Source organism: Streptomyces sp. NPDC055239 (genome assembly GCF_053606205.1).
Map to the genome: position 1 here is coordinate 188,485 of NZ_JBSGRD010000016.1, position 24,566 is coordinate 213,050.

Consider the following 24,566-nt stretch of genomic DNA (forward strand, 5'->3'; position numbering starts at 1 on the left):
TCAAAGGATGTTCACCATGAAGCTCCGTAAGTCCGCCGCCGCAGTAGCGGCGATCGCCGCGCTGTCACTTGCCGCCACGGCCTGCGGCGGCAAGGAGGGCTCCGCCGGCGACAAGCCGGAAGGACCGGACACCTCCGGCTCCAAGGCCCTCAGCTACGACGTCAAGAAGGACGCGTCGGTCGACTCGTCCGTCTTCAAGGCTGCCAAGAAGCGCGGAAAACTGGTCATCGGTGCCAAGGCCGACCAGCCGTACCTCGGCTTCCAGGACCAGTCGACCAAGGAGTACTCCGGCTTCGACATCGAGATCGCCAAGATGATCGCGGCTGATCTCGGCTTCTCGCCGAAGCAGATCGAGTGGAAGACGGTCGACTCCGGCGCGCGTGAGACCGCGGTCGCCAAGGGTGACGTCGACCTGATGATCGGTACGTACACGATCAACCCCGAGCGCAAGAAGCAGATCGACTTCGCGGGACCGTACTTCCACGCCGGCGCCTCGCTCCTGGTCCGCAAGGACGAGAAGGAGCTCACGGGCCCGGAGACGGTCCGCGGCAAGAAGGTCTGTTCCATCGTCGGTTCCACGCCGCTGCAGAACATCAAGAAGCCGAAGTACGGCGCCAAGGTCACCGAGCTCTCCAAGTACTCGGAGTGCGTCGCCCAGCTCCTGAACAACCAGGTCGACGCCGTCACCACCGACGACGCGATCCTGATGGGCTACGCGGCGCAGAACAAGGGCAAGCTCAAGGTCGTCGGCAAGCCGTTCTCGGACGAGCCCTACGGCGTCGGCTTGAAGAAGGGCGACGCGGCCCTGCAGACGGCCGTCGCGGACGCCATCAAGGCGCACGAGGAGAACGGCGACTACAAGAAGGCCTACGACGCCACCCTCGGCAAGTCCGGCTCCGACTACAAGGACCCGCCGGCCTTCACCGACCCGAAGTAGTCCGGTACGTCCCGCTCCGCCCGCACCCATCAGTGGTGCGGAGCGGGACGCCCGCTGCCCGCATCGCTGCCGGACCTGTCGCACAACCCTGCCACCGCCCCCGGCCCCGCCGGCCGGGGCCCGTCGCGATCACCTGCGACCCGTCGCGAAAGACCTCGCGGAGAATTCATGGACGTACTGCTCGACAACCTGTCGCTTTTCCGCGAAGGGTTTTTGGGGACTCTGAAGCTGACCGCATCCAGCGCGCTCGTGGCTGTACTGGCCGGGGTCATCATCGCCGGGTTCCGGGTTTCACCCGTACCGCCGCTGCGAATATTCGGAACCCTCTGGGTCACGCTGCTGCGGAACACCCCTCTGACTCTGCTTTTCCTTGTGGCGTTCTTCGTCGTGCCCAAGGTTCTCTACCCCGACCTCGACTCGTTCCTCCTCGCCACGCTCGCCTGCGGTTTCTACACGTCGGCATTTGTCGCCGAAGCTGTCCGCTCAGGCATCAACACCGTGCCGCTCGGCCAGGCGGAGGCGGCCCGAGCGATCGGGCTCAGCTTCACCCAGACGATGCGGCTCATCGTCCTGCCCCAGGCCACGCGCACGGTGGTGCCGCCGCTCTCCAGCATCTTCATCGCCCTGACGAAGAACACCGCCATCGCGGGCGCCTTCGACAACGTCGAGTTGTTCAACATCTCCAAGACGCTGAGCAATGAGGGCTACGACATCGTGATGATCTTCGTCTGGATCACCATCGCGTACCTGATCATCACGTACGCCATCAACGGCCTCTTCCGACTCCTTGAGCACCGCCTGGAGGTCGCCCGATGAGTGCCAACGTTCTCTTCGACGCTCCCGGCCCCAAAGCCCGCGTCCGCAACATCATCTACAGCGTTGTCGGTACCGCGGCTTTCCTGGGCGGCATTGTCTGGATCATTCTTCGGCTGAACAGCAAGGGCGAGTTCGAAGGTGACCTCTGGGACATCTTCAACTACACCGGAATTCAGCAGAACATTCTGGACGCCCTCGTCGCCACACTGAAGGTGTTCGCCCTCGCGGGCATCTTCTCGCTGGTGTTCGCCGTGGTGCTCTGTGTGGCGCGGCTCTCCGTGCACAAGCCGGTGCGCTGGTTCGCCGTCGCCTTCATCGACCTCTTCCGGTCGATTCCGCTGCTCATCACCATCTTCGCGTTCTGGGTCGGCCTCGTCGGCAACATGACCCCGTTCTGGGCGCTGGTGATCGGCCTGACCATCTACAACGGATGCGTCCAGGCCGAGGTGCTCCGTGCGGGCATCAACGCGGTGCCCAAGGGACAGATGGAGGCCGCCTACGCCCTGGGGATGCGCAAGACCCAGGTCATGGGTTCGGTGCTCTTCCCGCAGGCGATCCGGTCGATGCTGCCGACCATCATCAGCCAGCTGGTGGTGACGCTGAAGGACACCTCGCTCGGATTCTTCGTCCTCTACCCCGAGCTGCTCCAGTCGGCCCGACTGATCGCGAACAACACACCGGTCAACGGCGTGTACCCGTTCGTCCAGACGGTCACCGTGTTCGGCGCCATCTACATCGGGCTCTGCCTGCTCCTGTCCTCGCTGGCCACCTGGATCGAGAAGCGCGGACGTCGCGCCAAGACCGGTATCGCCGTCGCGGCGGCCGCCGAGCCCGCCGAGGCACCCGGTGTGCTCGACCCCTCCGCGCCGCAGGGCCCAGCCGCCGGGGGCACCGCCGCAGCGGACGTACAGCCGGGTGATGGCCCGGAGAAGAAGAACTGACGCGATCCCAGCGGCAGTGATGCTCTGTCAGCAGTGCATGTCTCAGGGCCCGTCGAATCCGTTCGACGGGCCCTGACGCATGTCCCGCCGGGCGCCTGCACGAACCATCCCAGAGGAAGCCCGGCCACCCGTGCGTCCAGCTTGACGGCTCGCCGAGCAGTCTGTTGCATACGTTCTGTGATCGCGCACCGGGCTCCAACTGTAAGTTCCTGTACGTACGTCCAGCGCTCCCGGGCCCTTGCGGCGGGAGGGTGCGTCCCGTGGACCCGGTGATCGTCGTCGGCGCGGGCCCCGTGGGTCTCACGCTCGCCCTGGCTCTCGCGCGTCACTCCGTACCCACCGTCGTACTCGACGAAGGTCCCGGCAAGGACGAACAGCGGCCCGCACGGACCGTCGTCCTGCGGGATGACACAGCGGCCCTCATGGAGCGGCTCACCGGTCACTCGTTCGGTGACCAGGAATCCGGCGCGCGATGGGTCGGCCTGCGGTCCCTGCGGCGCAAGCAGCTGATGCGGGAGCTCACGTTCAGTGACGAGACGCCCGCCCCGCTGCATGTGCCCCAGCATGCGCTGACCGGAACCCTGCGCGCGGCCATCGCCGATGAGCGTCTGGTCAAGATCGCGGCGGAGAGCAAGCTCGACTCCCTGGAGCAGGACGCGGGCGGCCTCACGGCCCACACACGCGGCCCCAAGGACACTTGGTGGCGCGGAAGTTATCTGGTGGGCTGCGACGGGCCACGGTCCACCGTGCGCAAGCTACTCGACGTCCGCTTCCCGGGGCGCACGGCCGTCGAACGACACGCCGTGGCCGCACTGCGCACGGAACTTCCCGGCCCCGGCGAGGCGTTGTTGCATCGGATGCCTCCGTGGCGCCACGGAGGCGCCGAGGTGACGGGCCGCCCGCTCTCCGACGGGGTGTGGCGGCTCGACTGGCTCCTTCCGCCGCGCGGCGATCTCGTGACGCCCGACGCCCTCGTGGTCCGCATCCGCGAGACCCTCGCGGGCTGGTGCGGGGGCTCCACGCCACCGTACGAACTGCTCGACACGGGCGTGCACACCGTCCACCACCGGCTTGCCCGGCGGTGGCGGGTCGGCCGTGCCTTCCTCGCGGGGGACGCCGCGCATCTGCTCGGCGCACTCGGTACGCAGGGGCTCGACGAAGGGCTGCGGGACGCGGACAACCTCGCCTGGAAGCTGGCCCTTGCCTGGCATCACGGCCCGCGGGACGCCCTGCTCGACAGCTATCAGACCGAGCGGCGGGCGAGCGTCGCCGCACGCCTGCGCGCCGCCGATCAGTCACTGCCGATACTGCGGGGCGGCGGAGGCCTGCGCTCGTACGTGCCGGGGTCGGCGCGCGGACACGACACGCTCCTCACCGACGGCCATGTGGGCCGCGGGCCCCTCGGCGCGCCCACGTCGTACGCGGAGTCACCGCTGGCGCCCGCGCCCTCCGAGTCCGAGGTGGCCGTGGACACGGAGCCGGGGGCGCCCGTGGCCGATGTGCCGGTGACGGCGCCCGACGGTTCCTTCGTGCGGCTGCGGGACCGGCTCGGCGTGGGGCATCTGCTCGTCGTCCTTATCGCGCCCGGCACGGCGGTGTGGGAGCGGCGACACTGGGTGACGGCCGGGATCATGCCCCGGCTCGCCGCCGCCGTCACGGCGCTGCCGCACCCGGCGGAACTTCTGGTCGCGGAGAGTTACCCCGGGGCCCCCGCGCACTCGGTACTGCTCATCCGCCCCGACGGTCACTTGGTCACCGCGCTCGGCGGGGTACGCCCCGCCGAGCTGTATACGGCGGCCGAGGCGGCTCTCGGCGGGGCGGTGCCGAGGCGACGCGCGGACGGTGCGGACACCACGGAGAAGGAGGAGAGCACGGCCGTCACGAGTCGGCCGACCACCCAGTGAACAGGAGTTGACCGGTACGCAGCGTCATGGTCTACTCCGAAATATGACCGACACCGATGTGCGCCTGTGGCGGAGGGTCCATATGGACCTCATCCGCTATGCGGGCTGCGTGTGTCGCACGTCCTTCTGAATTCGCCTTCCCTCTGCGCGTCCACCCTTTTTCGGGTCTTTGGCGCGCGCTTCCGCGAACTTCCAGGACGGTAGCTGTGTCTCCTTCTGTTTCCACCGGCTCGACTGCCACGGCGGCGCCCGCGCCCACCGCCGCCGAGCTTCTCGACTTCGTACGCCGCAGCGCGGCTGACCCCGAGCTCATCGCCTCACTGCCGCTCGACCCCGAGGGACGTACCTGGCTGCGTCTGGAAGGGCCCGGCGGCAGCGAGGCCTGGCTGATCGGCTGGCCGCCCGGCACCGGCACGGGCTGGCACGACCACGCGGAGTCGGTCGGTGCCTTCCTGACCGCCGCAGGCGCCCTCAAGGAGAACTCGCTCGCCGCCCGGCTGCCCACCGACGGCTGGAAGACCCTTGAACTGTCCGAAGGGGTGGACCGCGAGCGCGAGTTGACGGCCGGCAAGGGCAGGGCGTTCGGCCAGAACCACGTACATGAGGTGCTGAACGAGTCCACCAGCGAGCACGCCATCTCCGTGCACGCCTACTATCCGCCGCTGCCGCGCATCCGCCGGTACAGCCGTACGGGCGCTGTCCTGCGCCTGGAGTCCGTGGAGCGCCCGGAGGACTGGCAGTGAGTGAGCAGCCCGTAGACGTACGTCCCGTAGGCATCGATGAGTTGCTGGAGCGGGTGCGGCTCGACCTCGACCGGGTCACTCCGGAGGAGGCGCGGGACACCGCTGCCGCCGGTGGGCTTCTGGTCGACATCCGGTACGCGGCCCTGCGCGAGCGGGACGGTCTGATCCCCGGCGCCCTCGTCGTCGAACGCAACGAGCTGGAGTGGCGCCTGGACCCCCAGGGCAGCCACCGTGCCGCGGAGGCGGTCAGCCACGACCTGCGGGTCGTCGTGATCTGCAACGAGGGCTACGCGTCGAGTCTCGCGGCCGTCTCTCTGCGGCAGTTGGGACTGCGGCACGCGACCGACCTCATCGGCGGGTTCCAGGCATGGAAGGCCGCCGGGCTTCCTGTCGACGCCGGGCTTCCTGCCGGGGGCTGAGCACGCTCACTCCTTGGCCGTTGCCACCGTGACGGGGCGGGGCTTCAGGGCGGCGCGGCCAGGGAGCGCGGTCGCGGTGAGGGCGAGCAGAGCCGCGACGGCCACCACGGAGACGTACACCAGGGGCGTGATCGAGGGCGCGGCGCTGCCCGTCATGCCGACGCTGAAGGCGGTCAGGACGGCGAGCGCGATGCCGCTGCCGATGGCCGTACCGATGAGCAGGACGGACAGTGCCTCGGTACGCAGCATGCCAAGGACCTGGCGGCGGCTCGCTCCCGCGAGGCGCAGCATCGCGAACTCGCGGACGCGCTCGGAGACCGACATCGCGAGGGTGTTGACGACGGCGATCGCGGTGAAGGCCAGGATGAGGCCCATGGCCAGGTAGTTCACCTCGGAGTTCGCCTGTCGGCGCTCGGCCTGGAGGTTGTCGGCGGCGGCCGGGGCGAGCACCCGCACGCCCGGGAACTTTGCGATGCCTGCCGCGAGTTGTTCCTGTGTACGGTCGCTCTTGATCAGGACCGTGGTGGCGAGCGGGTTGTCGACGTGGCGGGCGACCAGGTCGTGCGCCATGGTCAGATCTCCGAACCCGAGCCCGCGCGCGTACACGGCGCCGACCTTGAGCGTGGCCTTCGTGCCGTCGCCGAGCGTGAGGTTCAGGGTGCTGCCGGGCTTCACGTCGAGCTGATCCGCGGCCAGTTCGCTCAACGCGACGCTGTCCTTGCCGAAGCCCTTCAGGGTTCCGGCGGTCACGTCAGGGTCCCAGGTGCGGGTGAGCCCTGCCGTGCTGACGCCCTGCGCCGGGTACTTGTCGAGCCCTACGCGCACGGTCGTGCGCACGACCTCGGTGGCGGCCTCGACACCTTCGGTCGTACGTAGCTTCCGCGCGGCCTGGGCCGGGACACCGGGCCCCTGCGCAGCAAGGACCCAGTCGGCGTGGACGCCCTCGCGTGCCTGTGCGCGGGCGGCGTCGCCGAGGGTGGGCTGGACGAACAGGACGGTGCAGGTCATGCCGATCAGGAGGGTGAGCGGGGTGACGGCCGCCGCCATCCGGGCGGCGTTTCCACGGAGGTTGGCGTGCGCGAGTCGGCCACCGGGACCGGAGATCCGCAGCGGGCCACGGAGTACGGCAGCCGCCGCCCTGACCAGGAGCGGGCCGAGGAGCGCGACGGCGGAGGCGAGGACCACGACGGCCAGGAACGTCACCGGCGTCGACGCGGGCTCGGTGCGCAGCACGCTGAGCACGGCGACAAGGACGGCCCCTCCGGCAAGGAGGACAAGGCCCGCGATGACGCGGATCCACGGCGGCCGGGTGCTCTCGACGCTCGCTTCGGCGAGGGCCTCGGCCGGTCGGATACGGGCGATGCGGCGGGCCGAGAGGCGGGCCGCGGCCCAGGCTCCGAGCAGCGTCGCGGCCATGGCGGCGAAGACCGGGAAGACACTCACCGTCCGCTCCAGGGTGGCGGGGACGGCGCCCATGTCCACGAACTCGCCGTGCAGCCAGCCGCCCAGCGGGATCCCGGCTAGTGAACCGGTGACGCCTGCCGCCGCGCCGACGATCAGGGCCTCGCGGCCGAGGAGCCCCCGGATCTGCTTCGGGGTCGCGGCGATGGCGCGGAGCAGGGCAAGTTCGCGGTGGCGCTGCTGCACGGAGAGGGCGAAGGTGCCGACGACCACGAGGATGGCGACGAGGAGGGAGGTGCCGCCCATCGCGCCGCCCATGCTGACCAGCTTGACGCGGGCGGCCGCCGCGTCGAGGAACTCCACGGGGCCACGGTCGTCACCGGTGCTTACCTGCGCCTTCGTACCGGCGAGGGCGTCCGTGACCGCCTTCTTGAGGTCACCCGTCCCGGTGCCCTTGGCGGGGACGACGCCGAGGGTGGTGATCCGGCCGGGGTGCGCGGCGAGCCGCTCGGCCTCTTCGGCGGAGAAGAAGAGGGACGTCTGGTGGGCGAGGGCGCCTTCGGAGGGGGCTGCCACACCGGTGACGCGATAGGAGCGCGGGGCCTGCGTCGACTGGACGGTGAGGTGGTCGCCGGTCTTGAGGTGGGCGCGCCCGGCGAGGTCTTGGTCGATGACGAGGTCACCGGCGGCGCGCGGGGCCTCGCCCTCGACGAGGCGGAAGGGCGTCAGCGCGGCCGACTCCCAGGCGTGGCCGTACGCGGGCTTGTCCTTGCCGCCGAGGTCACCGGCGCCTTGAGTCAACGGCGCTGCGAGAAAGGTGAGTTCGGGGACGACTCGGCCGACGCCCGGCACACCCTGGAGCTTGTGCGCGATGTCGGCCGACAGCCAGGCCCGCTCGGCGATCGGCTTGGCCTTGTGCTTGACCTTGGTCTTGCCCTTCTTGTGCTTGACGGTGGTCCGGTGGACGTTCTGGTCGGCGGAGACGATCACGGGGGCCGCGGCGTAGCGCTCGGTCCGGATGGTGCCGCGCAGGCCGGTCTCCAGGAGGGTGCCGCAGGCCGTGATGAGCGCGGCGGCGCACATCAGTGCCAGGAAGGCACCGAGGAACCCGCCCTTGCGGTCTCGGACCGTCTGCAGTGCGTAGCGCAGCATCATGAGGTCGCCTCGGGCTCGGAGGAGGGGGAGGGCAGGGGTTCATCGGTCGATGTGGGCGCCGGGAAGGCCAGGAGCCGCGTGAGTACGGTGCGGGCATCGGCCGGCGTATCGGTATCGGGGCGCTTGTAACGGTTGAGCAGGGCGATGTACTCCTCGAAGAATTCGCGGAGTTCGGGGAGCGTCAGCCGGATCGTGCCGCGCGAGTACGGGAACGCGTCGGCCCACTCACCGGGTTCGGCGCCACCTTCTCGCTGCAGCTGCTCGAAGAGCTCCAGGTCGGCGGCGTACGAGAGATGGTTCAACTCGTCCATGACGAGCAGCGTCTCGGCGTTCTGCCGACTGCGCGGCGGGAAGCGCCGGTCGCCGGGGACAGCGCGCCACCAGCGTTCGCGTCCGTGGCCCGCGCCCGCGTCTGCGCCCGCGCCCTCGGTCTCCTCGACGAAGCCGTAGCGGGCGAGCTCGCGCAGGTGGTAGCTGGTGGCTCCGGTATTGAGGCCGAGCGCCTTGGCGAGCGTCGCGGAGGTGGCCGGGCCGTGTGCGGTGAGGTGCTGCAGCATCTGCTGGCGGCGCGGCTGTGCGAGCGCCTTGAGGACGCGGAGGTCGCTCAGCTCCTCCGGGGCGTCATCGGTCGTGCCGGGTTCCTTTGCCATGCGTACACAGTCGTCTGTGCACAGGTTCCTTTGCAGTGCGGTGGACCGGCGTCTTCAGCGGGGGGTTAACCCCACCCCCTGGGCGAGTAGGGGGAGTTGAGGGGGGCGCGCCTAGGAGGGGGAGTTGAGGGCGGGCGCGCCTAGGAGGGGGGCTGAGGGCGGGCGCGCCTACGGAGTGAGGCGTACCCGGCGCCTACGGAGCGAGACACACCCCCCGCGGAACGCAAAAGGGCCGGGCCGCGGTTCGCACCGCGCTGCCCGGCCCTGGCCTGAGCCCCACCCCCGCGAGGGCCCTGGCCGGCTCAACCCCCGTCGTACCCCAAGTCCCCCGCGTCCTCGCCCTCTTCCTCGAGTGCCTGCCGGACGATCCGGAGCGCCAGGCCTTCCGAGTAGCCCTTGCGGGCGAGCATGCCCGCGAGTCGGCGCAGTCGCTTGTCTCGGTCGAGGCCCCGCGTGGCACGGAGCTTGCGGGCGACGAGATCGCGCGCGGTCGCCTCCTCCTGCTCCGAGTCCAGCTGTCCCACGGCCTCCTCGATCAGCGTGGGGTCCACACCCTTCGTACGCAGCTCCTGCGCGAGCGCTCGCCGGGCCAGGCCCCGGCCGTGGTGCCGGGACTCCACCCACGCACCCGCGAAGGCACCGTCGTTGATCAGACCGACCTCTTCGAAGCGGGTCAGCACCTCGTCCGCCACGTCCTCCGGGATCTCCCGTTTGCGCAGCGCGTCCGCCAGCTGTTTGCGCGTGCGCGGGGTCCCGGTGAGCAGCCGCAGACAGATCGCCCGCGCCCGCTCACCCGGATCCCCCGTCGGCGGCTCCCCCTTCTCGGCCCTCGACGAGGAAGGGGGGCCGCTGTCCTGTGCACCGTCACCTCGACCTTCACCGAAGCCGCCACGCCGTCGGCGGCCCCTCCGGCCGCCGCCCCCGCGGAGGCCGGTGCCGTCACCGGCCTGGTCGGCGCCGCCCTGATCCGCACCGTCCGCGAAGCCTCGGCCCGCGGGGTCGGTGTGGTGCTCGGGAGTGATCTGGTCCGCCCAGTCCGTGCGCCGCGTCATGGATCAGCTCTTGACCGCGGCGGCCTTGGGCTTGGTGACCTTGGCCGCCGGTGCGGGCACCGTCTTGGCGGCGTCCTCGGCCGCGCCCGTCACACCCGCCGCGTCCTTGCCGGGCTCGGCGACCGGCTCCTCCGTCTTCGGCTTCACGCCGACGCCCAGCTTCTCCTTGATCTTCCTCTCGATCTCGTCAGCGAGATCGGGGTTGTCCTTCAGGAAGTTGCGGGCGTTCTCCTTGCCCTGGCCGAGCTGGTCGCCCTCGTACGTGTACCAGGCGCCCGCCTTGCGGACGAAGCCGTTGTCCACGCCCATGTCGATCAGGCCGCCCTCGCGGCTGATGCCATGCCCGTAGAGGATGTCGAACTCGGCCTGCTTGAAGGGCGGCGCGACCTTGTTCTTGACGACCTTGACGCGGGTGCGGTTGCCGACCGCGTCCGTGCCGTCCTTAAGGGTCTCGATGCGGCGGATGTCGAGACGCACCGAGGCGTAGAACTTCAGCGCGCGGCCACCGGTCGTGGTCTCCGGGGAGCCGAACATCACGCCGATCTTCTCGCGGAGCTGGTTGATGAAGATCGCGGTGGTCTTGGACTGGTTGAGCGCGCTGGTGATCTTCCGGAGTGCCTGGCTCATCAGGCGGGCCTGCAGACCCACGTGCGAGTCACCCATCTCGCCCTCGATTTCCGCGCGCGGCACCAGGGCCGCGACGGAGTCGATGACGATCAGGTCGAGCGCGCCGGAGCGGACCAGCATGTCGACGATCTCCAGAGCCTGCTCGCCGTTGTCCGGCTGGGACAGGATCAGGTTGTCGATGTCGACGCCGAGCTTCTTCGCGTACTCGGGGTCGAGGGCGTGCTCGGCGTCGATGAAGGCCACCGAGCCGCCTGCCCGCTGCGCGTTGGCCACGGCGTGCAGGGTCAGGGTCGTCTTGCCGGAGGCCTCAGGTCCGTACACCTCCACCACACGGCCGCGCGGGATGCCGCCGACGCCGAGCGCGACGTCGAGCGCGGTCGACCCGGTGGGGATGACCTCGATGGGGTCGTTCGGCCGCTCGCCCATGCGCATCACTGCGCCCTTGCCGAATTGCCGTTCAATCTGTGCGAGCGCGGCTTCGAGCGCCTTCTCGCGGTCGGTTCCTGCCATGGGTTCCACCCGATTTGCTTGTGTCGATCGCTTCACGTCAATGACGCTAGCGCCTGCCACTGACAATCCGCCCCGACGGCCGTCCGACCTGTGGATAACTCGGGGCGATCACCCCGCCGGAATCCGCCGGAGCCCCAGGGATCCCCCCGCGAAAACCCCGGGAAAACGCCGCCAGGCAACCCATAAGAATGGATGTTCGATTTTGGTGTCAAGCGCACCACGCGGCTCCACCGAGAGTACGGAAGGGTCCGGTCCGCCGGGCGCACATCGCCCTCGCGAGCCTCCGTGCCGCGGTCCTGTCCTCCCAGAGACACCCCGGGGAATCCGGGGAATCCGGGGAACAGCGGCCTGCTGACGCTCGCTGCCTATCGACGCTCGGGGCCCGCCCCGGAGTCGGGGTCCCCACCTGAAGCGGCCTCGTCCGCCGCCACCTCGGCCTCCGACGCCGCCCCCGGATGGTTCGGCCCGCGCAGAGCACGCCGCATGCGCGTGAGGAGCGACGTTCCGCCCCTGCGCCGATGCCCGTGGACACGCGGGTCGTCCGTGACGTCGTACCGCTTCACGTACGCCCCCAGGAAGGCCTGCAGGGTCGCGATCGCCGGGATGGAGATCAGGGCGCCGACCGCGCCGAGGAGTGCCGTGCCCGCGATGACCGAACCGAAGGCGACCGCCGGGTGGATGTCCACGCTCTTGGCGGTGAGCTTGGGCTGCAGGACGTAGTTCTCGAACTGCTGGTAGACCACCACGAAGATCAGCACCCACAGCGCGTACCAGGGATCGACCGTGAAGGCGATCAGCATCGGCAGCGCGCCCGCCAGGTACGTGCCGATGGTGGGGATGAACTGGGAGACCAGGCCGACCCACACGGCGAGCACGGGCGCGTACGGCACACCGAGTGCCTGCAGCAGGATGTAGTGCGCGATTCCGGAGATCAGTGCCATCAGGCCACGCGAGTAGAGATACCCGCCGGTCTTGTCGACCGCGATCTCCCAGGCGCGGAGCACCTCGGCCTGCCGCGCGGGCGGGAGCACGGAGCAGAGCGCTCGCCGCAGCCGCGGTCCGTCGGCCGCGAAGTAGAACGAGAACAGCAGGACCGTCAGGAGCTGGAAGAGACCGCCGAGGACCTGCCCCGACACGTCAAGGACGCCGCTGGCGCTGTTCTGCACGTACTTCTGCAGCCAGTCCGAGTGGACCAGGCTGTCCTGGATCTCGACCCGGGAGAGCTCCGTGTGGAAGGTCTGGTTGATCCAGCTGATGACCTTGTCGAGGTAGTCGGGGAAGTCGTCGACCATGTCCACGATCTGGCCCGCGAGCATCGAGCCCATGAGCGTGACGAAGCCCGCGCTCGCGATCAGGACACCGAGGAAGACCAGGAAGGTCGCGAAGCCCCTGCGCAGCCCGCGCGCGGCCATCCAGCTCACCGCGGGCTCGACCGCGAGCGCCAGGAAGAACGCGATCAAAATGTTGATCAGGAGCCCGGTCAGCTGGTGGAAGGCCCAACTGCCCAACTGGAAACAGGCGATGAGCGCGAGGGCCAGCACCATGGCCCGTGGCAGCCAGCGCGGCATGCTGGCGCCCCGCCCCGTCTGCGCCCCGTTCGGGGGCTGTGCGGGCGGCGTCGTGCCGAGCGGAGCTACATCCTGGGTGACCTGCGCGGTCTCGTCTGTCGGTGCCACGGGCCCAGTCTCGCCCACGCCACCGACATTCAGCCGCCGCCCCCCACATCTTCACGCCCACCAGAACCAGGGAAGGGCCCGCCCGAGGACGGCGGACTGTCCGGCGTCAGCGCCTGTCGGCCGGTACGTCCATCGCCGTGCACACGGCGCGCCAGACGTCCTTGGCGTCCCAGCCCGCGTCCAGTGCCTGATGCACCGTGCGCCCGCCGAGCTCCGCCATCACGTGATCGCGAGCGAACGAGTCGGCGTACCCCTGTCCGAAGTGGTCCGCCATCCGCTCCCAGAAAATCGTCAACCGCATGCCTCCAGTATCACGCCCTTGAGAGTGCAGCCGGACGCAGAGGGCTTACCGAAGGCGTTTTCCGGCCTACGGTCTGTGCATGGCCGAAACCGGAGCATCCCCGCACGCCGTGCCCTCGCCGGTGGCACGCGCCGAGCACTTCGTCTGGCTCACCGCGCGCGTCCTGGAGCAGCGGCGTTTCGCGTACCACTTCCTGAGCGGCACGGGCGGCGGCGGAGCCGGCCCGCTGGCTGACGCGGTCGAGTCCGCCCTGGCCTCTTACGACACCGAGGACGGCGGGTACGGGTATGCGCTCGAACCGGATCTGCGCGGCCCCGTGAGCCAGCCCCTGCACGTCGGGCACGCGCTGCGCGTCCTGGACTCGATCCGGCGATGCGGCGGGCAGCGGGTGGAGCGCGTGTGCCGTTATCTGACCTCGGTCTCCACGTCCGACGGCGCCCTTCCCGCGATCCATCCGAGCCAGCGCGGCTATCCCTCGGCTCCGTTCGTGCCCGTGGTGGACGATCCGCCGAGCGAACTCCTCGCCACCGGACCCGTAGTGGGCCTGTTGCACCGCAACGAGGTGTGGCACGCCTGGCTGTTCAGGGCCACCGACTTCTGCTGGGCCGCCGTCGAGTCCCTCGAGAAGTCTCATCCGTACGAGATCCAGGCGGCCGTCGCCTTCCTCGACGGGGCGCCCGACCGCCCGCGCGCGCAGGCGGCCGCCGACCGGCTCGGCAGGCTCACCCGGGAGCAGCGCCTCGTGGCGCTCGACCCCGAGCGGCTCGACGCGTATCCCGTGGCGCCCGGCTACGCACCGGCCGAGCACCACTTCGCCCACGACTACGCGAAGACGCCCGAGTCGCTCGCGCGCGCGTGGTTCACCGACGAGGAGATGGCGCGCTCCCTGGACTTCCTCGAACGGGAGCAGCAGGAGGACGGCGGCTGGCCGATCCGCTGGCGGCAGTGGGCGCCGGGCAGCGCCCTCGAATCGCGCCCGATCGTCACCGTCGAGGCGCTGCGCACGCTACGGGCGCACGGACGCCCCATCGCCTGACGGCTCTTCCTCCGCCTCCCTCAGGAGCAGCGCCGCGATGGCCAGTGCCGTGCCGCGCGGCGCCGACAGGTCGATGCCGGTGCGTTCGCCGATCTTCGCGAGGCGGTTGTCCACGGTGTTGGGATGCAGGCCGAGGGCGGTGGCGGTCGCCCTGCGCTCCTGCTGATGGGCGAGGTGGGTGCGCAGTGTCTCCATGAGCTCGGGGTGGTCGGCCACCGGGTCGAGCAGCGCGGAGATGAGGTGGCTGCTCTCGTTGCGGCGGGAGAGGTGGTACTCCAGCAGTACGTCGGCCATGCGGTGCAGGCCCGGAGGCATCCCGCACGCGCGCGTGACGCGCAGTATCTCGGTCGCGGTGCGGGCCGCGCCGGTCACGGCATCGGGTCCGGCGGCGTCCACGGCGGCCACCCGCACCTGAAGGTCGCAGGCCTTGCCGAGGCGGCGCGGCAGGTCATCGGGTGGCCGGCACTCCTTGGGCACGATGACCCGCCCGCCGTCGGCCTCCAGGAGCGCGAGCACCTCCACGCCGAAGGCGTGGTCCAGGGCGGTCTGCACCCGCCGCAGCCGCCGCCGTACCGCAACGGGGCCTTCGATCGGCGCCCCGTCGAAGCCGATCGCGAGGACGAGCGCGGGCCCCGCCAGGCTCAGTTGGTCCAGAAGCACATGGCCGGGCGGCACCATGCCGTCGAGCAGGCCGCGGATCAGGGAACCGCGCTGGGCGCGCTGCTCGGCCTCCAGCGCGGAGCGCTCGTCCAGGTAGGTCTCGGCAACGGTCCCGACGACGGCGGGGTGCGACTGCAGCAGCACGTCCACGAGTTCGACCAGGGCCGCTTCCTCGCCGGGGCGTGCCACGTCGCGCAGCGCCTGCCACAGGACGTAGACCCCAAGGGCGTGCGTACGCAGCAACAGGTGCAGCGGCATGCCTTCTTCCGCCCGCTGCGCCGCCCGCTCACGGAAGACCCGGTGGCTGCCGGGCTGATCGGTGACGCGGCGCAGGAAGAGGCGCACTCCGTGGCGTGCGGTCGCGGCTATCTCCAGGTCCTTCACGTCGTCGGGGAGCTCCGCGTACCCGGGCAGTTCCTCGAACGACTCACGGGCCATCCTGCGGGCCAGTTCATTGACCCTGGGCTCGCAGCGCGCCGCGAGGGATCTGGCTTCGGAGGACAGCGCCACGGTGTCTCCTCTCCGGGGGCGGTCTCCAGGGGCGGTCTCCGGGGGCGGTCTCCGGGGGCGGGGCCGCGGTGGTGACGCGTCACATTACCCACGGGGCCCGTGTACGACGGGATCGGGTGTTCGAGGCTGTGGGGACGGCGGCAGCGGTCAGCCCGTGAGTGCCCGCACCCCCGCGGTGACGACCACGGCCGACCCGATGACGACCAGGAACGGGGCGCGCAGCAGCAGCGCCACGGCTGCCGCCACGAGTCCCAGGGCCTTGGCGTCGAGCTCCAGGACCCGGCCTTCGGCGAAGGCCTGCTGGGCCGTGAGCGAGGCGAGCAGCGCCACGGGCAGCAGGGCGGCCATGCGCTTGACGAGCGGGCGCTCCAGCGCGCCCACGGGCACCAGCAGGCCCGCGAGCTTCACGAGGTAACAACCGACGAAGGTCACGCCGATCGCGATCCAGATGTTCAACGGTCTTCCTTGTGCGTGTCGTCGGAGCGTGCGTCGTCGTGCGTGCCGTCGGGGCGTGCGTCTTCTCTGGCGGCGGTCCTGCGGCCCTCTACGTAGAGCACGGCCGGCGCGGCGAGCGCGGCCACCAGGACCGGCACCCCCGCGGGCAGCACGGGCAGCAGGCCGAGCCCCAGGACGACCGCGATCCCCGCCACGGCCCGCTCCGTAGGCGTACGCAGCATCGGCGCGAGGAGCGCGAGGAAGACCGCGGGTCCCGCGGCGTCGAGCCCCCACGCGTCGGTGTCACCGATGGCCTCGGCGCCGAGAGCGCCGAGCAGCGTGGTGATGTTCCACAGCACGTAGAGGCTCAGTCCGGTGACGGTGAAGCCGATGCGGGCGGCGCGCCGTGTCGGTTGTGCGAGCGAGACGGCGGTGGTCTCGTCGATGACCCAGTGGGCCGCGAACGGGCGCAGCGCGCGCGGGAGGGACAGGAGCTGCGAGAGCCGTAGTCCGTAGAACGCGTTGCGTACGCCGAGGAAGAAGGCGCCCGCCGCGGCCGTGAACGGATTCCCACCGCCCGCGAGCGCCCCGACCAGTGCGAACTGCGAGGCGCCTGTGAAGACCAGCAGGCTGAGCGCGCAGGTCTGCAGCACGGTGAGGCCGCTGCCCGCCGAGGTCACTCCGAAGGCGAATCCGGAGAGACCGACGGCGATCCCGACGCCGAGAGCGTCGCGGACGACGGCGGAATCGGGCTTCTTCGGTGTGCGGTCGCCTGTCATGTCTGCCAGGAGCTCTGCTGCCATGTCTGCCGGGAGCTCTGCCGTCACGTCTGCCGAGCGGCAGACTGTCATGTCTGCGGGTGTCGTCTGTTCTGCCACACGCCGGACGGTACGAGCAGGGCCGATTCCCCGTCTTGTACGTTCTTGCGCTCGCGCTGGTAGGCCCCTGGCGGTACCCCGACGATCCGCGCGAAGTGCCGGTTCAGGTGCGGTTGGTCGGTGAACCCCACGGCGACGGCCGCCTCCGCGGGCGCCGTCCCCGCGTCCAGGAGGCGCCGTGCGGCGCGCACACGCGCGTCGGTGAGCCACGTGTGCGGCGGCATCCCGTACGCGTCGCGGAAGGCCCGCAGCAGGGCGAAGGGACCGACTCCCAGATCGGCTGCGAGCCGCTCCAGGCTCGGCGGGTCGGCGAGACGCTCCTGGAGGACGTCACGCGCGCGTGCCGCGACCCTGGCGCCCGCCGTGCGCACGGCACGCTGGGGAACGGGTCCGCCGTTCAGCCGGAGCAGCCGGGTCACGGCCACCCGCAGCAGCGTGTCGGCGGCGAGCGCGTTGCCCTCCTCCGCGGCACGCAGCACCCGGTGGACGAGCGTGACGGCGTACGGATCCTCGAGGACCGGACGGACGAAGCCGGGGGTCCCGCGGACGTTGGTGGTCTCGGCGGCGATGGCCGCGACCAGGTCGGGCGACGGATAGACCACCCCGTACCGCCACCCCTCGGGCACACCGGCCCGGCCCGTGTGCATGGTGTCGGGGTTGATCAGGGCGACGGTTCCGGGCCCCGCGTGCTGATCGGCGCCGCCGTGGTGGAAGACGTCGACGCCCTCGGCGATCGCGGCGATCACGAAGTGCTCGTGGGTGTGCCGCACGAACGTCTTGCTGATGTAGTGGGCACGCAGCAGATCGACCCCGGGCAGCTCCGCGTACCGCCAGTGCCTCGCCTGCTCCGCCGAACCCGCCATGACTCCATTCTGCGACAGCCACGCAAGCCCTTTTCCGCAGGTCGGGGCAGTTGTCAGTGGCGGGGTGCACGATGGGGTCATGGTCAGGTCCGCATCCAGCGCCCTCGGCGCCCTTGACGGGTTCTCCTCCGCGACCCGCAGCTGGTTCACGGGGGCCTTCTCCGCACCCACGTCCGCACAGGCCGGGGCGTGGAAGGCCATCGGCGAGGGCTCGGACGTGCTGGTCGTCGCGCCCACCGGCTCGGGCAAGACGCTGGCCGCGTTCCTCGCGGCCCTCGACCAGCTGGCCTCGACCCCGCCGCCCGCCGACCCCAAGAAGCGCTGCCGGGTGCTGTACGTGTCTCCGCTGAAGGCCCTCGCGGTCGACGTGGAGCGCAACCTGCGCAGCCCGCTGACCGGTATCCGGCAGGAGTCCGTCCGCCTCGGGCTCCCCGAGCCGGACGTGCGGGTCGGTATCCGCTCGGGCGACACCCCGCCCGCCGAGCGCCGCGCCTTGTCCACCCGCCCGCCGGACATCCTGATCACCACACCCGAGTCGCTCTTCCTGATGCTCACCTCCGCCGCGCGGGACGCCCTGACGGGCATCGAGACGGTGATCCTTGACGAAGTGCACGCCGTCGCGGGCACCAAGCGTGGCGCCCATCTCGCCCTCTCCCTGGAGCGGCTCGACGAGCTCCTTCCCCGGCCCGCCCGCCGCATCGGCCTGTCGGCGACGGTCCGACCTGTCGACGAGGTGGCGCGCTATCTCTCCCCGCAGCGCAGGGTGGAGATCGTCCAGCCGCCGTCCGGCAAGGAGTTCGACCTGTCCGTGGTCGTGCCGGTCGAGGACCTCGCCGAGCTGGGCGGTTCCCCGGTCGCCGACTCCGACCAAGGTGCGGAGCGCCCCTCGATCTGGCCGCACGTCGAGGAGCGCATCACCGACCTCGTCCAGGCGCACCGCTCGACGATCGTGTTCGCCAACTCACGCCGTCTCGCGGAGCGCCTGTGCAACAGGCTCAACGAGATCGCGTACGAACGCGCGACGGGAGAGCCCCTCCCCGAGGACCACTCCCCCGCGGAGCTGATGGCCGAGTCGGGCGCGGCCAAGGGCGCCCCTCCGGTCCTCGCACGGGCCCACCACGGCTCGGTCTCCAAGGAGCAGCGCGCGCTCGTCGAGGAGGACCTGAAAGCGGGCCGTCTGCCCGCAGTAGTCGCCACGTCCAGCCTGGAACTGGGCATCGACATGGGTGCGGTCGACCTGGTGGTCCAGGTCGAGTCACCGCCCTCCGTTGCCTCGGGTCTGCAGCGGGTGGGCCGGGCAGGGCACCAGGTGGGCGCGGTCTCCACCGGCGTCGTCTTCCCCAAGTACCGAGGGGACCTGGTGCAGGCCGCCGTGGTCACCGAGCGGATGCGGACCGGCTCCATCGAGTCGCTGCGCGTCCCGGCCAATCCCCTGGACGTCCTGGCACAGCAGCTCGTCGCGACGGTCTCCCTCGACACCTGGCAGGTCGACGACCTGCTTGCCCTGGTCCGCCGGGCCGCCTCCTTCGCCTCACTCCCGGATTCGGCGTTCACGGCCGTCCTGGACATGCTCGCGGGCCGCTATCCCTCGGACGCCTTCGCGGAGCTGCGCCCCCGCGTGGTCTGGGACCGCGTCGCAGGCACCGTCACCGGGCGCCCCGGGGCACAGCGCCTCGCGGTCACCTCCGGAGGCACGATCCCCGACCGCGGCCTCTTCGGGGTCTTCCTGGCCGGCGCCGACCCCAAGAAGGGCGGAGGCCGCGTCGGAGAGCTCGACGAGGAGATGGTCTACGAATCCCGGGTGGGCGACGTCTTCACGCTCGGCACCAGTTCCTGGCGCATCGAGGACATCACACGCGACCGCGTGCTCGTCTCCCCCGCACCCGGAGTCCCGGGACGGCTCCCCTTCTGGAAGGGCGACCAGCTGGGCCGCCCGCTCGAACTGGGCCGTGCGGTGGGCGCGTTCCTCCGGGAGGTCGGCTCCCTGTCGCGCGACGACGCGCGCGTGCGCCTGAAGGCAGCGGGCCTGGACGACTGGGCGGCCGACAACATCCTGACGTACCTCGCCGAGCAGCGTGAGGCCTGCGGCCACATCCCGGACGACCGCACGATCGTGGTCGAGCGGTTCCGCGACGAGCTCGGCGACTGGCGGGTCGTGGTGCACTCCCCGTTCGGCGCGCAGGTGCACGCGCCCTGGGCTCTGGCGCTCGCCTCCAGGCTGACCGAGCGGTACGGCATGGACGCCCAGGTCATGCACGCCGACGACGGCATCGTGCTGCGCCTGCCGGACGCCGACCTGATGAGCCTGGACCTGCTCGACCAGGAACCCACCGACCAGCCTCTGGAGTACGAGAACTACGACAACGAGAAGCCGCCCGTAGGAGCGGGAGACGTCGCCTTCGACAAGGGCGAGGTCAACCAGATCGTCACCGACCAGGTGGGCGGCTCGGCCCTGTTCGCCTCGCGCTTCCGTGAGTGCGCCGCCCGCGCGCTCCTGCTGCCGCGCCGCAGCCCCGGCAAGCGCACGCCCCTGTGGCAGCAGCGCCAGCGCGCCGCGCAACTGCTTCAGGTGGCGAGCGAGTTCGGATCGTTCCCCATCGTCCTGGAAGCGATCAGGGAGTGCCTCCAGGACGTCTTCGACGTCCCCGGCCTCACGGAACTGATGGGCGACATCGAGTCCCGCAAGGTCCGGCTCGTCGAGGTCACCACCCCCGAACCGTCCCCCTTCGCACGCTCGCTCCTGTTCGGCTACGTGGCTCAGTTCCTGTACGAGGGCGACTCACCGCTGGCCGAGCGGCGCGCGGCTGCCCTCTCCCTGGACTCCCGGCTGCTCTCCGAGCTCCTCGGCCAGGCCGAACTGCGCGAGCTGCTCGACGCGGACGTCCTGGCGGAACTGGAGCAGGAGCTCCAGTGGCGCACGGAGGACCGCCGCATCAAGGACGCCGAAGGCGTCGCCGACCTGCTGCGTCTCCTCGGGCCGCTCACCGAGACCGAGTTGGCCGAGCGCGGCGGCGAACCGGAGTGGGCGCAGGAGCTGGCCTCCGCCCGCCGCGCGATCCGCGTCCGCATCGCCGGAGCCGACCACTGGGCGGCGATCGAGGACGCGGGCCGCCTGCGCGACGCGCTGGGAACGGCGCTGCCGGTCGGTGTCCCCGAGGCGTTCACCGAGCCCGTCAAGGACCCCCTCGGTGACCTCATCGCCCGGTTCGCCCGCACCCACGGCCCCTTCACCTCCGCCACGGCCGCCGCCCGCTTCGGCCTGGGAGCGGCGGTCACCGAGGGCGCGCTGCAGCGCCTCGCCGCGGGCGGACGTGTCGTACAAGGAGAGTTCCATCCGGCGGGCATCGGCCAGGAGTGGTGCGACGCGACCGTCCTGCGCCGCCTTCGCCGCCGCTCCCTGGCCGCCCTCCGGCATGAGCTTGAGCCGGTGCCGCCCGCCGCGCTCGCCCAGTTCCTGCCGCAGTGGCAGCACTTGAGCGGGCACGGGCTGCGGGGCGTGGACGGCCTCGTGCGCGCCATCGAGCAGTTGCAGGGGGCGACCGTGCCCGCGTCCGCCCTCGAAAAGCTCGTCCTGCCCTCCCGCGTCTCCGGGTACGCACCGGCGATGCTCGACGAACTCACCGCTGCCGGAGAGGTGGTGTGGGCCGGGTCCGGATCCCTTCCGGGCAAGGACGGCTGGGTCTCCCTGTATCTGGCCGACGCGGCACCCCTGCTCCTGCCGCCGGCCCATCCCCTGGAGCTCACCGCGCTCCACCAATCGGTCCTGGACACCCTCTCCGGCGGGTACGGCCTGTTCTTCCGGCAGATCGCCGACCAGGTCCGGGCCACCACCCACCCCGAGGCCTCCGATACCCAACTGGCCGACGTGATCTGGGATCTCGCCTGGTCCGGACGGCTCACGAACGACACACTCGCCCCGATGCGCTCGCTCCTCGGCTCGGGCCGCACCGCGGGCTCCACGGCCCACCGCGCCAAGCGCTCCGCCCCGCGCGGACGCTACGGCACACTGACGGCCGCCGCCCGTCCCACCTCGCGTACGGGCCCGCCGACCGTCGCGGGCCGCTGGTCGCTGCTCCCCGCCCACGAACCCGACCCCACCCTGCGCGCCCACGCCCTGGCCCGCACCCTCCTGGACCGGCACGGCGTGGTGACCCGCGGGGCGGTCGCGGCCGAGGGGGTCGAGGGCGGCTTCTCGGCGACGTATCGCGTCCTGTCCGCCTTCGAGGACAGCGGTCAGGCGCGGCGCGGCTATGTCGTCGAAGGGCTCGGCGCCGCGCAGTTCGCCATGGACGGCGCGGTGGACCGGCTCCGCGCGGCGGCGAACGCCCGCGACCGCACGGACAGTTCACCGTCCGCCATGAACTACTCCCCGCGCCCCTCGGACACCCAGGCCGTCGTTCTGGCCGCCGCCGACCCGGCCAACGCGTACGGAGCGGCACTCCCCTGGCCCGATCCGCCCACCGACGCGGGCCACAAACCGGGCCGCAAGGCGGGGTCCCTGGTCGTCCTCGTCGACGGCGAACTGACCCTCTACATGGAGCGCGGCGGCAAGACCCTGCTCGCCTGGCCATCGTCCCCGCAGGACGACGCCCCCGCCACCGAGGACGCCCGCCTGCACGCGGCCGCCGAAGCCCTCGCCGCCGCGGCCCGAGCGGGCTCACTCGGCACGGTCACGGTCGAGCGCATCAACGGAGGCTCCTCACTGACCTCACCCTTCGCCCCACTCCTGGAAGGAGCAGGCTTCCACGCCACCCCACGGGGCCTACGCCTGCGGGCATGACGCCCCACACGTAGGGCCACCAGGCACCCGACACTCAGCCCAGCCCCGCCCAGCCGCGCCCGGAGCACCTCGCCTCGCCCTCCCCCCGCATCCGACATGCCACCCTGGACCTCATGCCCGAAGGGGACACCATCCACCAGGCAGCCCGGCGGCTGCACACCGCTCTCGCCGGGCACATGGTCACGCGCTCCGACCTCCGCGTACCGAAGCTCGCGACCGTCGACCTCACCGGGCGCACCGTCCTGGACGTCACCCCGCGCGGCAAGCACCTCCTCACCCGCATCGAGGGCGGGCTCACCCTGCACTCCCACCTCCGCATGGACGGCTCCTGGCGGGTGTACGCCCCCGGCGAGCGGTGGAGCGGCGGCCCCGGCTACCAGATCAGGGCGATCCTGGGCACCGCCGAGCGCACAGCCGTCGGCTACCGCCTGCCCGTGCTCGAGCTCATGCGCACCGCCGACGAGCACAAGGCCGTAGGGCACCTCGGCCCCGACCTCCTGGGCCCGGACTGGGACCCCGGCAAGGCGCTCGACAACCTCCTCGCGACCCCCGAGCGCCCCCTCGGAGAGGCTCTGCTCGACCAGCGCAATCTCGCTGGCATCGGGAACGTATTCAAGAGCGAGATCTGCTTCCTCCTCGGCACCACACCGTGGCTCCCCATCGGCGAGCTGCCCGCCGAGACGGCCGCACGCCTCCCCGCCCTCTCCAAGAAGCTCCTGGAAGCCAACCGCGACCGCCCGTCGCGCACCACCACGGGCCGCGACCGCCCCGGCCAGCGCCTGTACGTCTACGGCCGCGCACCCCGCCCCTGCCTGCGCTGCGGCACCCCGATCCGCAAAGCCCAACAGGGCGACGGCTCCCGCGACCGCCCCACGTACTGGTGCCCCACCTGCCAACGGGGCCCGACCCCCTGAACCCGGCGGCCTCCCAAAATTAAGAGAGACCCCGCCCACACACAGCACCCACCCACAGCACCCCACACACAGCACCCACCCACAGCACCCCACACCCGCACACCAGTTGACGCCCCGTCAGATCCAGCCGTACCGTCCCGTCATGCCCCTAACGGCGTACGACCTCAGCGGACGCACCGCATTCGTCACCGGCGCGGCAAGCGGCATCGGCAGGGCATCGGCCGTACTGCTCGCCGAAGCAGGCGCCACCATCCACTGCGCCGACCGCGACACCCAGGGGCTCCACGAGACGGCCACGCTCATCAAGGACGCGGGCGGCACCGCGCACACCCACCCCCTGGACGTGGCGGACAGAACCCAGGTCGACCAGGCCGTCGCGAGCGCCACGGCAGCCACGGGCCACCTGGACGTCATGGCCGCCATCGCCGGGATCATGCACAACAGCCCGGTCCTGGAGACCCGCGACGAAGACCTCGACAGGGTCCTGAACATCAACTTCAAGGGCGTCCTGTACGCCTGCCAGGCCGCGGCCCGCGCGATGATCGCCGCGAACGCCGGACGCGCGGCGAACACGGCGACCGCAGCGAACGCCGACGAAACCAACCACTCCCGCCGCCACCCCGGAAGCAGCAGCGGCAGCATCATCACCATGGCCTCAGGAGCCGTGGACACCGGCGGCCCCGGCCTCCTCTGCTACGGCGCCGCGAAAGCCGCCGTCGTCCAGCTCACGAAGACCCTCGCCACCGAGGTCGGCCCGCACGGCATCCGCGTCAACGCCGTCGCTCCGGGCTGGATCCGCACCCCCATGACCGACCGCCACGACAGTGCCGCCCAAGCGCACACCGAGGGCCTGATGGTCCGCATGTCCCCGCTGGGCCGCGTCGGCGAACCGGAAGACATCGCGCACGCCGTCCTGCATCTGGCATCGGACGCCTCCGCCTTCACGACGGGCCAGATTCTCCGCCCGAACGGCGGCGTCGCCATGCCTTGGTGACGGCACCGGCAGCGGACCGGGCGGCACCCCTGGCCGTACGCTCCTCGGACCACCGCAGCGCAGGCCCACCGGGCCACCGCGCACCATCCACCCGCGGAGTGCGCCCCTTGGCCAGGGACGCGGCGCGCACCGCCCGGGACTGCGGCACGCAGTGCACCGGCAGCAGACTCAGCCCCCACCCTCCGGCCGCGACGGCCCCCTCCAGGACTCCCGCATCAGGAGCGAGCGCCAGCCGCAGCACGCCCCACCACCAGAGCGCCCCGAACGCCAGAGCCGGCGCCCACCGCACGACTCTCCATGCCACGGCCACCACCTCCGCACGAGGCCCGCTCGATACCCGACGCCAGACGCCCCCAGACGCCCC

The 24,566-nt window shown here is 71.2% G+C and carries 21 protein-coding genes; 11 read left to right on the top strand and 10 right to left on the bottom strand.

Annotation, left to right across the window (positions count from 1 at the left end; all coding sequences use genetic code 11):
* Positions 1 to 16: 16 nt before the first annotated feature.
* The 7 genes from ACWFRJ_RS38155 (at position 17) to ACWFRJ_RS38185 (ending at position 5,760) form a co-directional block, all read left to right on the top strand.
* Complete coding sequence (locus tag ACWFRJ_RS38155; RefSeq protein ID WP_453542004.1) at positions 17 to 937, top strand: glutamate ABC transporter substrate-binding protein; 921 nt, start codon at positions 17 to 19, stop codon at positions 935 to 937.
* A gap of 168 nt (positions 938 to 1,105) precedes the next feature.
* Complete coding sequence (locus ACWFRJ_RS38160) at positions 1,106 to 1,753, top strand: amino acid ABC transporter permease (protein WP_453542007.1); 648 nt, start codon at positions 1,106 to 1,108, stop codon at positions 1,751 to 1,753.
* The gene (locus ACWFRJ_RS38165) at positions 1,750 to 2,694 is read left to right on the top strand and encodes an amino acid ABC transporter permease (protein ID WP_453542010.1); all 945 of its coding nucleotides are present in this window, start codon (positions 1,750 to 1,752) and stop codon (positions 2,692 to 2,694) included. Before ACWFRJ_RS38160 ends, ACWFRJ_RS38165 begins: the two co-directional genes overlap by 4 nt.
* A 260-nt stretch (positions 2,695 to 2,954) precedes the next feature.
* Positions 2,955 to 4,598 carry an FAD-dependent monooxygenase gene (locus tag ACWFRJ_RS38170; RefSeq protein ID WP_453542013.1) on the top strand — a complete coding sequence of 548 codons (1,644 nt, stop codon included), beginning with the start codon at positions 2,955 to 2,957 and terminating at the stop codon, positions 4,596 to 4,598.
* A 43-nt stretch (positions 4,599 to 4,641) separates the two neighbouring features.
* Positions 4,642 to 4,728: a putative leader peptide gene (locus ACWFRJ_RS38175; protein ID WP_383270722.1), complete on the top strand. Its 87-nt coding sequence runs from the start codon at positions 4,642 to 4,644 to the stop codon at positions 4,726 to 4,728.
* A gap of 76 nt (positions 4,729 to 4,804) precedes the next feature.
* Positions 4,805 to 5,341: a cysteine dioxygenase gene (locus ACWFRJ_RS38180; protein ID WP_453542016.1), complete on the top strand. Its 537-nt coding sequence runs from the start codon at positions 4,805 to 4,807 to the stop codon at positions 5,339 to 5,341.
* Entirely contained in the window at positions 5,338 to 5,760 is a 423-nt protein-coding gene (locus ACWFRJ_RS38185; protein WP_453542019.1) for a rhodanese-like domain-containing protein, read from the top strand. Before ACWFRJ_RS38180 ends, ACWFRJ_RS38185 begins: the two co-directional genes overlap by 4 nt.
* A 6-nt stretch (positions 5,761 to 5,766) precedes the next feature.
* On the opposite strand, the gene ACWFRJ_RS38190 is transcribed toward ACWFRJ_RS38185, so the two are convergent.
* From ACWFRJ_RS38190 to ACWFRJ_RS38215, 6 genes are all read right to left on the bottom strand, one after another.
* Complete coding sequence (locus ACWFRJ_RS38190; RefSeq protein WP_453542022.1) at positions 5,767 to 8,316, bottom strand: FtsX-like permease family protein; 2,550 nt, start codon at positions 8,314 to 8,316, stop codon at positions 5,767 to 5,769.
* Positions 8,313 to 8,966 (bottom strand): ArsR/SmtB family transcription factor, encoded by a 654-nt coding sequence (locus ACWFRJ_RS38195; RefSeq protein ID WP_453542025.1) that lies wholly within the window; start codon positions 8,964 to 8,966, stop codon positions 8,313 to 8,315. The genes ACWFRJ_RS38190 and ACWFRJ_RS38195 overlap by 4 nt, the downstream gene beginning before the upstream one ends.
* A gap of 302 nt (positions 8,967 to 9,268) precedes the next feature.
* A complete protein-coding gene (gene recX / locus ACWFRJ_RS38200) occupies positions 9,269 to 10,018 on the bottom strand; it encodes a recombination regulator RecX (protein WP_453542028.1) in 750 nt (249 codons plus the stop codon).
* A gap of 3 nt (positions 10,019 to 10,021) precedes the next feature.
* Positions 10,022 to 11,155: a recombinase RecA gene (gene recA / locus ACWFRJ_RS38205; RefSeq protein ID WP_453542031.1), complete on the bottom strand. Its 1,134-nt coding sequence runs from the start codon at positions 11,153 to 11,155 to the stop codon at positions 10,022 to 10,024.
* Positions 11,156 to 11,520: 365 nt separating this feature from the next.
* A complete protein-coding gene (locus ACWFRJ_RS38210) occupies positions 11,521 to 12,831 on the bottom strand; it encodes an AI-2E family transporter (protein WP_453542034.1) in 1,311 nt (436 codons plus the stop codon).
* Positions 12,832 to 12,937: 106 nt separating this feature from the next.
* Positions 12,938 to 13,132, bottom strand: a complete 195-nt coding sequence (locus tag ACWFRJ_RS38215) for a DUF3046 domain-containing protein (protein WP_351173787.1) — start codon at positions 13,130 to 13,132, stop codon at positions 12,938 to 12,940.
* A 79-nt stretch (positions 13,133 to 13,211) separates the two neighbouring features.
* On the opposite strand from ACWFRJ_RS38215, the gene ACWFRJ_RS38220 reads away from it, so the two are divergent.
* Complete coding sequence (locus ACWFRJ_RS38220; protein ID WP_453542037.1) at positions 13,212 to 14,168, top strand: hypothetical protein; 957 nt, start codon at positions 13,212 to 13,214, stop codon at positions 14,166 to 14,168.
* Here the strand turns inward: ACWFRJ_RS38220 and ACWFRJ_RS38225 are convergent.
* The 4 genes from ACWFRJ_RS38225 to ACWFRJ_RS38240 all read right to left on the bottom strand — a co-directional run bounded on the left by ACWFRJ_RS38225 (position 14,139) and on the right by ACWFRJ_RS38240 (position 17,514).
* The gene (locus ACWFRJ_RS38225; protein WP_453542040.1) at positions 14,139 to 15,338 is read right to left on the bottom strand and encodes a PucR family transcriptional regulator; all 1,200 of its coding nucleotides are present in this window, start codon (positions 15,336 to 15,338) and stop codon (positions 14,139 to 14,141) included. The genes ACWFRJ_RS38220 and ACWFRJ_RS38225 overlap by 30 nt on opposite strands.
* Before the next feature lie 147 nt (positions 15,339 to 15,485).
* The gene (locus tag ACWFRJ_RS38230) at positions 15,486 to 15,794 is read right to left on the bottom strand and encodes an AzlD domain-containing protein (protein ID WP_453542043.1); all 309 of its coding nucleotides are present in this window, start codon (positions 15,792 to 15,794) and stop codon (positions 15,486 to 15,488) included.
* Entirely contained in the window at positions 15,791 to 16,576 is a 786-nt protein-coding gene (locus ACWFRJ_RS38235) for an AzlC family ABC transporter permease (protein ID WP_453542046.1), read from the bottom strand. The genes ACWFRJ_RS38230 and ACWFRJ_RS38235 overlap by 4 nt, the downstream gene beginning before the upstream one ends.
* A gap of 44 nt (positions 16,577 to 16,620) precedes the next feature.
* The gene (locus ACWFRJ_RS38240; protein WP_453542049.1) at positions 16,621 to 17,514 is read right to left on the bottom strand and encodes an AraC family transcriptional regulator; all 894 of its coding nucleotides are present in this window, start codon (positions 17,512 to 17,514) and stop codon (positions 16,621 to 16,623) included.
* Positions 17,515 to 17,593: 79 nt separating this feature from the next.
* Here ACWFRJ_RS38240 and ACWFRJ_RS38245 point away from each other — a divergent pair, with 79 nt between their 5' ends.
* From ACWFRJ_RS38245 to ACWFRJ_RS38255, 3 genes are all read left to right on the top strand, one after another.
* A complete protein-coding gene (locus ACWFRJ_RS38245; protein ID WP_453542052.1) occupies positions 17,594 to 22,294 on the top strand; it encodes an Lhr family ATP-dependent helicase in 4,701 nt (1,566 codons plus the stop codon).
* Positions 22,295 to 22,407: 113 nt separating this feature from the next.
* A complete protein-coding gene (locus ACWFRJ_RS38250; RefSeq protein ID WP_453542055.1) occupies positions 22,408 to 23,208 on the top strand; it encodes a DNA-formamidopyrimidine glycosylase family protein in 801 nt (266 codons plus the stop codon).
* Positions 23,209 to 23,350: 142 nt separating this feature from the next.
* Positions 23,351 to 24,202: an SDR family NAD(P)-dependent oxidoreductase gene (locus tag ACWFRJ_RS38255; protein WP_453542058.1), complete on the top strand. Its 852-nt coding sequence runs from the start codon at positions 23,351 to 23,353 to the stop codon at positions 24,200 to 24,202.
* The last annotated feature ends 364 nt before the right edge of the window (positions 24,203 to 24,566 follow it).